The sequence below is a fragment of the Stenotrophomonas sp. HMWF023 genome (assembly GCF_003060985.1).
GTDB classification, from domain to species: domain Bacteria; phylum Pseudomonadota; class Gammaproteobacteria; order Xanthomonadales; family Xanthomonadaceae; genus Stenotrophomonas; species Stenotrophomonas lactitubi.
Genome location: NZ_QAIJ01000028.1, coordinates 1,425 through 8,287 on the forward strand (window position 1 = coordinate 1,425; position 6,863 = coordinate 8,287).

The following is a 6,863-nucleotide window of genomic DNA, read 5'->3' on the forward strand; positions in this document are numbered from 1 at the left end:
CCGAACTGCTCGGCCCGACCACCGCCAGCCTGTTCGGCGGCACCGGTTACCTGTCCAACGGCAACCTCAAGCTCAGCACCGCCAATGTCATGCAGACCTATTCCACGGTCAGCGTGCTTGGCCTGCCGGTGGTCAACGCGACACCGGTCGGTACCGTGCTCAATGGGCTGGGTGGCGCGGTCACCGGCGGCAGCTCGCACCTGACCCTGATCGGTGGCGTCACCTCCGACAGCTACATCTACAACATCAACAACGGCAATCCCGGTGGCCTGCTGGGCCTGCTGCTGCCCAAGGATTCGCCGGCCTGGGCGGCCAAGTGCCTGGACATCGGCCTGGCCGACATCTCCTGCTGGGCGGTCAACGCCGCGCAGGACTACCAGGTGCTGATGGGCGATGGCGCTTATGCCAACGGCTCGAAAGAAGTGGTGATCGGCGCCAATGCCCGCCATGAGCTGCCGAAGGTCGATGCCAGCGTGGCCTTCCCCGGCGCGGGCGCCAATGATCCGACCGATCCAACCGGCGTTCCCACCGCCGACTACGCAGCACGCATGGGGCACTCGGTGGTGGTCGGCGACAGTGCCAGCGGTACCGCCAACGGGCAGACCCTGCTCGGCGCAGAGAGCACGTCCAACCAGGCCAATTCGGTGGCATTGGGTTACCGCTCGGCTGCACTGCGCGGCGCCCAGGCCAGCTACAGCGCCTACGGCCTGACCACTGCGCAGGTGTCGGCCGGTGAAGTGTCGGTAGGCACCGCCGGTGGCGGTGAGCGGCAGATCACCAACCTGGCGGCCGGCAGCGCCAACACCGATGCGGTCAACGTGGCCCAGCTGAAGGGCGCCATCAGCCAAATCGATGCGGTCGGCGCAGCGGCGGTCACCTATGACCTGGATGGTGCAGGCGACCCCAACTACCGCCGTGTCACCCTCGGCAATGGCACCGGCACCACCACCATCGGCAACCTGGCCGCCGGTGCGGTCAACGCCACCAGCAGCGAGGCGGTCAACGGTGCGCAGCTGTTCGCCAGCAACGACACCATGGCGAAGTTCTTTGGCGGACGCGCAGCATTCGATCCGCTCACCAGCACTTTCACCGCACCGCTGTTCGAGATCAGCACCATCTCCACCGGTGGCGCCGTGGCCTCGGGGCTGTATGACAACGTCACCGACGCCTTCGATGCAGTGGACGGCTCGCTGGTCAACCTCAACACGCAGATCAACGACATCCGCAACACCGGCACCAAGTACCTGCGGGTGAATTCGACCGGTGCCGAAGCCGTGGCCAGCGGCGCCGAATCGATCGCCGTCGGTGCCGGCGCCAGCGCAACTGCAGCCAACGCCATCGCCGTCGGCGCCGGCAGCCTGGCCGACCGTGCCAACAGCGTGTCGATCGGTGCCGCAGGCGCCGAACGCCAGGTCACCAACGTTGCCGCCGGTACCGCCAGCACCGATGCGGTCAACCTGGGACAGTTGCAGGCCTCGGAAGAGGGCGCGCTGCGCTACGACCTCAACGGCGACGGCAGCGTCAACTACGGCAGCGCCACGCTCGGCCAGTCCGGTACGGCCACCACGCTGCGCAACCTCGGCCCGGGCCAGATCAGCGCGGCCAGCAGCGAAGCGATCAACGGTGCGCAGTTGTTCGCGGCCAACCAGACCGTGGCCACCCACCTCGGCGGCGGCGCTGCGGTGGACGCCAATGGTGTGGTCACCGCGCCGACCTACACGCTCAACAATGTCGCCGCCAACGGCACCGTCAGCCAGGGCAGTTACAACGACGTCGGCACGGCCTTCGATGCGGTCAGCAATTCGCTGGCCAACGTTGCCGACCAGACCGATGACCTGGACAAGCGCGCCGTGAAGTACGACGTGGACGGGAGTGGCAACGTGGTCGATACCGTGACCCTCAGCGGTACCGGCGGTGCGCCGGTGAAAGTCACCAACGTGGCTGCCGGCAGCATCCTGGCTGGCAGCAGCGATGCCATCACCGGCGACCAGCTGTTCAGCACGCACCAGACCGTGGCCAGCTACTTCGGTGGCAGCACCATGTACAACGGCAGCACCGGGCTGTGGACCGCGCCGACCTTCAACATCTCCACCATCGCCACCGATGGCACCATCACCGGCAACGACTACAGCAACGTCACCGCGGCGTTCTCCGCCGTGGATGGATCGCTGCGGGTGCTCAACCAGCGCATCAGCAACGGCGGCGGCAGCCCGTACCTGGCGGTCAACTCCACTGCCGCAGCGGCGACGGCCACCGGTGCCGAAGCACTGGCGGTCGGCCCGCAGGCCAGTGCAGCGGGCGCGGGCAGTGTGGCGGTCGGCAACGGCGCCAATGCCAGCGCAGGCAACAGTGTTGCGCTGGGTGCGGGCTCGGTGGCCAGCGTCGGCGCGCAGACCGGCTATACCGGAGCCTACGGCCAGACCGGTGCCAGCAACTCGTCCGGTGAAGTGGCGGTGGGCAGCAGCGGCAGCGAGCGCAAGGTCACCCACGTGGCCGATGGCTCCGACGATCACGATGCGACCAACGTCGGCCAGCTGAAGAATGGCGTGAACTACGCCATCGATCAGTCCAAGTCCTACACCGACCAGAAGATCCAGAACATCACCAACGTCGCCGGCAGCTTCCGCGCCAACAACAGCAACAACCTGGCCGATCCGTCCGCCAGTGGTGCCAACTCCGCCGCAGGCGGTGCCGGCTCCACCGCTGCCGGGGCAAACTCGACCGCACTGGGCAATGGTTCGCAGGCGCAGGCCGACAACTCGGTGGCGCTGGGTGCAGGCTCGGTCGCCAACCGCGCCAATACGGTGTCGGTGGGGGCAGCCGGTGCCGAGCGCCAAGTGGTCAACGTGGCCGACGGTTCGCAGGCAACGGATGCGGTCAACGTGCGTCAGCTGCAGGCTTCGCAGCAGGGCACGATCCGCTATGACACCACCACCAACGGCACCACCAACTACAACAGCGTGACCTTGGGCAGCACCAGCAGTGGCCCGACCACGGTGCGCAACGTCGCCGCCGGCACCGCCGGTACCGATGCGGTCAATGTCGACCAGCTGAAGTCGGGCATGGCGCAGACGCTGGACTGGTCCAAGGCCTACACCGATGAGCGCATGGGCGGCTTCGAACGCGACCTGCGCAAGACCGACAACCGTGCCTCGGCCGGTATCGCCTCGGCGATGGCAACCGCGTCGCTGCCGCAGCCCAGCGAAGCCGGCCGCAACATGGCTTCGATCGCCGCCGGCAGCTACAACGGCGAATCCGGCGTGGCCCTGGGCATCTCCGGTGTTTCCGAGGGTGGGCGCTGGATCTACAAGTTCAGTGGTTCCACCAACAGCCGTGGCGAGGCCGGTGTGGCCGTCGGTGCCGGCATCCAGTGGTGATCGCCCGCGCCGGGTCGCGTTCGCGGCCCGGCGCAGAGCGCAACGTCTACAGGGGAATGACATGAAACCGCATCGCATCGCTCGCAGTGGTCGCGTCGCCGCCACGCTGGGCCTGATCCTGGCCGCAGGGCTTCTCGTTGCCTGCCGCAGCCACGCACCGGCCGCCGAGGGTCCCGCCGGCGGCACTGCCGTCTCCTTCCCGGAGGCCAGCAAGGCATCGCTGAAGGAAGGCATCTATCCCGATATCGCCGACCTGCGCCGGTTCGCGCCGGGCATGAGCAAGCGCCAGCTGTACACGCTGCTCGGCACCCCGCATTTCAACGAAGGCATGTGGGGCGTGCGCGAATGGAACTACCTGTTCAACTTCCGCACCGCACAGGGTGCCGAATACTTCACCTGCCAGTTCCAGGTGCGCTTTGACAACAAGGGCATCGCCCAGGGTGGCTACTGGAAGCCTGAATCGTGCGCCGCCGTACTGGAGCCGCCGCGTCCGCCGGCACCGCCACCGCCGGCACCGTTGCCGGAGCAGCCGCTGCGACTGGCTGCCGATGCACTGTTCGGGTTCGACAGTGCCGTGCTCAGTGCCACCGGCCAGCAGGCAGTGCAGGGCGTGCTGGCGCAGGTGCGCGAGGCCAGCCAGGTGCAGTCGATCCAGGTGGTCGGCTACACCGACCGCATCGGCAGCGCTGCCTACAACCAGACGCTGTCGCAGCGGCGCGCCGAGGCGGTGCGCATGGCGTTGGTACAGGGCGGCGTATCGGCGGCGAGCATCAGTGCCGAAGGTCGGGGCGCGGCGGAACCGCTGGTGCAGTGCGACCAGCGCAACCGGCGCGAACTGATCGCCTGCCTGGCGCCCAATCGCCGGGTGCAGATCGCTGGCGTGGCCCGACCGCACTGAACCCCCGTGCCGGGGCGCGCCCCGGCATCCCGAGTCCCCCCTGTTCTGCCGGCAGGACGTGGAAACGTCTCCCCCGTTTTCCACGCCTGCCGGTGGGCAGGTTTCTTCCCTGGTGCACCTGATGAATGCCCAATTCCTGCCCTTGTCCATGAAGACGGATGCCACTCTCAGCGTGTACGGCCAGCTCGGCAACCATGCGGTGGTGCGCATTCCCGGGCGCCGACTGCCGGGCCTGATCCTGCAGGCCGACACCGTTGCCGGCTTCCTCACCCAGCTGCAGGAAGCGCAGGCCTGCCTGCGCAGCGGTCGCGCGCAGCGTGCCGACGCCGAGCTGGACATGCTGGTCGACATGCTCGAACAGTGGTACGCGCTGATCGAATCGCGGCTGGCCGACGCCGGCGAGGCGCTGTAGAGAAGAGGGGACGGAGGGGATCAAGTCGTTTCCCGCGCAGCCGGGGCATGAACGACTTGATCCCCTCTGTCCCCTTTTCTGTTGCTAGGTGCGGGCGCGGATCATCCAGCAGGCGGCTTCCACCCGCACGCGATCACCATCGATGAACGGTGCGAACGCAGTCAGCGCCTGCTGCAGCAGCGCGTCGGCGCGTTCGGCTGGCAGCGCGCGAAGGGCCAGGCCCACGGGCCCAAGCTGGCCGACATAGCTGGCCAGTGCGTCGCGGGTGAGGAAACAGGTCAGGTCCAGCGGCGATACGTCCACGTCCTGCCATCCAGCACTCTGCAGCAGCCGGCGCACCCGCTCGCCATCGGCGAAGGCGAACTGTCCTGGTGCACCCGGTGCTCGCGCTGGCAGTGCCAGCTGGTCTGCAAGGGCGCGTTCGGCGGTGGTCATGAACGGATTTTCCTGCGCGCTGCGCCAGGCGATGAAGCGCAGGCCCGCGCCGGCTCGGGCGGCACGGTGCAGGTTGGCGAAGGCGGCCTGCGTGTCCTCGAAGAACATCACCCCGAACCGCGACTGGATCCAGTCGTAGCGCGCCGTTGCGAAGGCATGGCGCTGCGCATCGGCAACGATGAAGTCGATGTCGCGCCCGGTCGCGGCGGCACGCTGGCGGGCGAGGGCGAGCATAGGTGCGGAGATGTCGACACCGGTGCAATGGGCATCAGGACGCGCTGTGGCGGCGGTCAGCGTGCTGGCGCCGGTGCCACAACCGATATCCAGCAGTTCCGTGACGGCAGCCGGCAGCTCGTCGCGCAGGGCATCGGCCATCGGTTGGAACAGGCCGTCCAGCAGGGTCTGCTGCGCGACCCAGTTCTCGCCAGCGGGGCCGTTCCAGAGCGTGTTCTGATCGAGCGGGAGTGAATCGGCCATGGGCTTGCCTTGCGCGGGGAGTGCGACCATGGTGGCCCTTGAAGCCCACTTGAGGTCAAGCACGATGCGGGAACTGGATATCGGTGAGGTGGTGCGCCGCAGCGGTGTACCGGCCTCCACCCTGCGCTACTACGAGCAGCTGGGCCTGTTGCAGGTGCTGGGGCGGCGCGGCCTGCGCCGGCAGTACCACGAACAGGTGCTGGAGCGGCTGGCGCTGATCGGCCTGGGGCAGTCAGCCGGTCTGTCGCTGCAGCAGATCGGCGCGGCGATGCCGCAGGGGACAGGGCTTGCACTGGATCGCACGGCATTGCTGGCCCAGGCCGATGCGCTGCAGCGGCAGATCCGCGAGTTGCAGCGGGTGCAGGATCGACTGCGAAGGGCTGCGGCCTGTCCACACGCCGAGGATGCGCGGCGCTGCGCCTCGTTCCGCAGACTGCTGCGTGCGCATCAGCGCCTGGCGCGTGCATGAGCAGTAGATCCACGCCATGCGTGGATGAACTGCCGACACGCGTTCAATCGCGGGTGCTGACTTCCCACGTGGCGTGCAGCACGCCCGGCACCTGCTCCATCCGCGCCAGCACCACGTCCAGTTCGTCGGCGCTGACCGCCGTGCTGACCAGTACTGCGATCACGTCGGTGGGTGCATCGGCGTGCTCGACCAGCTGTACGTCGCCGACGGGATACTGCGCTGCTTCCAGTGCATCGACCAGACGCTCGCGCACGCGCGGCACCGCGTCGGCATCCACGCTCAGGCGCACTTCGTAGGTCGCTTCGCTGGCGGCTTCGTTGATCGGGATGCGGTTGATTGCGTTCACCAGTGGCCGCAGCAGGGTGTTGCCAGCGATGATCAGTATGGTCAGCAGCACGCCTTCGGCCAGCATGTCCGCACCGGTACAGCTGCCCACGGCAGCCGAGCACCACAGCGTCGCGGCGGTGTTCAGGCCGCGCACGTTCATGCCTTCCTTCATGATCACGCCGGCGCCGAGGAAGCCGACACCCGAGACCACGTACGAGATCACCCGCACGGCCTCGGCGCTGCCGGCGATACGCATGCCCAGATCAACGAAGGCGGCGGCGCCAACGGCTACCAGCACGTTGGTACGCAGGCCGGCCGTACGCTGCCGGTATTGGCGTTCGGCCCCGATCAGGGTGCCGAGCACGAACGCCGCCAGCAGGCTGACCACGGTGTCGGCGAAGGGGCCGGACTGGAAGGTTTCAATGAAGCGCATGGCCGCAGTCTACCTCCCGCAGGTGACAGTAGATC

The 6,863-nt window shown here is 67.9% G+C and carries 6 protein-coding genes; 4 read left to right on the forward strand and 2 right to left on the reverse strand.

Annotated elements, in window-relative coordinates; translation table 11 throughout:
- The 3 genes from DBR20_RS01005 to DBR20_RS01015 all read left to right on the forward strand — a co-directional run.
- Window positions 1-3,377 (forward strand): YadA-like family protein (locus DBR20_RS01005; protein WP_258223073.1); only part of this gene is annotated, 3,377 nt, incomplete at its 5' end.
- A 61-nt stretch (window positions 3,378-3,438) separates the two neighbouring features.
- Window positions 3,439-4,275, forward strand: a complete 837-nt coding sequence (locus DBR20_RS01010) for an OmpA family protein (RefSeq protein WP_108264880.1) — start codon at window positions 3,439-3,441, stop codon at window positions 4,273-4,275.
- 121 nt (window positions 4,276-4,396) lie between these two features.
- Entirely contained in the window at window positions 4,397-4,687 is a 291-nt protein-coding gene (locus tag DBR20_RS01015) for a hypothetical protein (protein ID WP_181392986.1), read from the forward strand.
- Between the two features lie 84 nt (window positions 4,688-4,771).
- Here the strand turns inward: DBR20_RS01015 and DBR20_RS01020 are convergent, their stop codons facing one another.
- Complete coding sequence (locus DBR20_RS01020; RefSeq protein WP_108264881.1) at window positions 4,772-5,599, reverse strand: class I SAM-dependent methyltransferase; 828 nt, start codon at window positions 5,597-5,599, stop codon at window positions 4,772-4,774.
- A 64-nt stretch (window positions 5,600-5,663) separates the two neighbouring features.
- On the opposite strand from DBR20_RS01020, the gene DBR20_RS01025 reads away from it, so the two are divergent.
- On the forward strand, window positions 5,664-6,068 hold the full coding sequence (locus tag DBR20_RS01025) for a MerR family transcriptional regulator (protein ID WP_108264882.1): 405 nt from the start codon (window positions 5,664-5,666) through the stop codon (window positions 6,066-6,068).
- 43 nt (window positions 6,069-6,111) lie between these two features.
- On the opposite strand, the gene DBR20_RS01030 is transcribed toward DBR20_RS01025, so the two are convergent.
- Window positions 6,112-6,828: an MgtC/SapB family protein gene (locus DBR20_RS01030; RefSeq protein WP_089235909.1), complete on the reverse strand. Its 717-nt coding sequence runs from the start codon at window positions 6,826-6,828 to the stop codon at window positions 6,112-6,114.
- Window positions 6,829-6,863: the final 35 nt, after the last annotated feature.

Coding starts and splice junctions, on each gene's coding strand:
- DBR20_RS01015 (WP_181392986.1), top strand. CDS start 4,397: ATGAATGCCCAATTCCTGCCCTTGTCCATGAAGACGGATGCCACTCTC.
- DBR20_RS01025 (WP_108264882.1), top strand. CDS start 5,664: ATGCGGGAACTGGATATCGGTGAGGTGGTGCGCCGCAGCGGTGTACCG.
- DBR20_RS01010 (WP_108264880.1), top strand. CDS start 3,439: ATGAAACCGCATCGCATCGCTCGCAGTGGTCGCGTCGCCGCCACGCTG.
- DBR20_RS01030 (WP_089235909.1), bottom strand. CDS start 6,828: ATGCGCTTCATTGAAACCTTCCAGTCCGGCCCCTTCGCCGACACCGTG.
- DBR20_RS01020 (WP_108264881.1), bottom strand. CDS start 5,599: ATGGCCGATTCACTCCCGCTCGATCAGAACACGCTCTGGAACGGCCCC.